At 66.5% G+C, this 550-nt stretch carries 1 pseudogene; it reads left to right on the top strand.

The annotated features are described in order from the left end of the window. Positions 1-550, top strand: a pseudogene (locus ETC02_RS16895) (peptigoglycan-binding protein LysM); the annotation flags it as partial.

Raw genomic sequence — 550 nt, forward strand, 5'->3', positions numbered from 1 at the left:
GGTGAAGGAAGCACCGAAGGCGCCGGACAACGAAGCGCCGAAAGCGGCGGTGAAGGAAGCACCGAAGGCGCCGGACAACGAAGCGCCGAAAGCGGCGGTGAAGGAAGCACCGAAGGCGCCGGACAACGAAGCGCCGAAAGCGGCAGTGAAGGAAGCACCGAAGGCGCCGGTCAGCGAAGCGCCGAAAGCGGCGGTGAAGGAAGCACCGAAGGCGCCGGACAACGAAGCGCCGAAAGCGGCGGTGAAGGAAGCACCGAAGGCGCCGGACAACGAAGCGCCGAAAGCGGCGGTGAAGGAAGCACCGAAGGCGCCGGACAACGAAGCGCCGAAAGCGGCGGTGAAGGAAGCACCGAAGGCGCCGGACAACGAAGCGCCGAAAGCGGCAGTGAAGGAAGCACCGAAGGCGCCGGTCAGCGAAGCGCCGAAAGCGGCGGTGAAGGAAGCACCGAAGGCGCCGGACAACGAAGCGCCGAAAGCGGCGGTGAAGGAAGCACCGAAGGCGCCGGACAACGAAGCGCCGAAAGCGGCGGTGAAGGAAGCACCGAAGGCG

Source organism: Geobacillus sp. DSP4a, assembly GCF_013096875.1.
GTDB classification, from domain to species: Bacteria; Bacillota; Bacilli; order Bacillales; family Anoxybacillaceae; genus Geobacillus; species Geobacillus thermophilus.